Origin of the sequence: Stenotrophomonas sp. 3diitr2024, assembly GCF_042136455.1 — a bacterium.
GTDB classification, from domain to species: domain Bacteria; phylum Pseudomonadota; class Gammaproteobacteria; order Xanthomonadales; family Xanthomonadaceae; genus Stenotrophomonas; species Stenotrophomonas sepilia.
In genome coordinates this window covers 1-1,002 of the sequence record NZ_JBHHMJ010000470.1, presented here as the reverse complement: position 1 = coordinate 1,002, position 1,002 = coordinate 1, and the positions used below count along the sequence as shown (strand labels likewise).

Annotated in this window: 2 protein-coding genes; both read left to right on the top strand. The window is 67.5% G+C overall.

All coding sequences use genetic code 11. From position 1 onward, the window contains the following. Positions 1-188 (top strand): hypothetical protein (locus ABGA94_RS11850; RefSeq protein ID WP_375367367.1); only part of this gene is annotated, 188 nt, incomplete at its 5' end. Next, complete coding sequence (locus tag ABGA94_RS11845; RefSeq protein ID WP_053500398.1) at positions 143-928, top strand: thioredoxin fold domain-containing protein; 786 nt, start codon at positions 143-145, stop codon at positions 926-928. The genes ABGA94_RS11850 and ABGA94_RS11845, both read left to right, overlap by 46 nt. The last annotated feature ends 74 nt before the right edge of the window (positions 929-1,002 follow it).

Below are 1,002 nucleotides of genomic sequence, written 5' to 3'. Positions count from 1 at the left end.
CGTTCCAGTACTTTGCCGCACCGCCCAGTTTCGGTGAGCTGGATGCAGGCGCCGCGTTCGACGTGCTCAAGGCCAACCTGGCTGCACTCGGTACCGGCGGCTGTGTCAGAATCCGGGGTCTTCTTCTGTCGCGGACCGCTCCATGCTCCGATTTGCCATCGCCGCCGTGTTCGGTGCGCTCAGCCTGACCGCCTGCGCCCAGCCGGCTCCGCCGGCCGCCAAGGCACCCGCCGCCGCTGCGGCCAAGGCCAATCCGGCCGCGAATGCGCCAGCGGACCAGGCGGTACGCGCCGCATTGACCGCGTTGAACCCCGGTTTCCAGGTGGACTACATTGGCGCCGCGCCGTTCCCCGGCTTCCGCGAGGTCGTCGTTTCCGGCCAGCTGCTGTACGTGTCCGATGATGGCCGCTACCTGTTCCAGTCTCAGCCCTACGACACCCGCGCCAAGGGCCCGGCCAACAGCGAAGGCCTGCTCGGCTATCGCCGCGGCCTGCTGGCCAAGGCCAACCACGGCGATCGCATCGTGTTCGCCGCGCCGAACGCCAAGTACACCATCAGCGTGTTCACCGACATCGAGTGTGGTTACTGCCGCAAGCTGCACCAGGACATCGCCGAGCTCAACCGCAACGGCATCACCGTCGAGTACCTGGCGTTCCCGCGCATGGGCCTGGGCAGCAAGGACTACACCGACATGATTTCGGTCTGGTGTGCAGCGGATCGTCGCCAGGCGCTGACCAACGCCAAGCGCGGCGGCAACGTTCCCGCCAGGAACTGCACCAATCCGGTGGCGATGCAGTACGCGCTGGGCCAGCAGCTGGGCGTGAATGGTACGCCGGCGATCTTCGCGCCGGACGGCACCCAGCTGGGGGGCTACCTGCCGCCGGCACAGCTGCGTGCGGCGTTGGAGAAGCTGTCGGCCAAGCGCTGATCGCCGTTGACCTTTTCCTGTAGCGCCGAGCCCATGCTCGGCTGCGCAACCATCAGCCGAGCATGGGCTCGGCT

What these genes read in the sequence shown, in the direction of transcription:
- ABGA94_RS11845 (WP_053500398.1), top strand. Translation starts at nt 143, where the DNA reads ATGCTCCGATTTGCCATCGCCGCCGTGTTCGGTGCGCTCAGCCTGACC.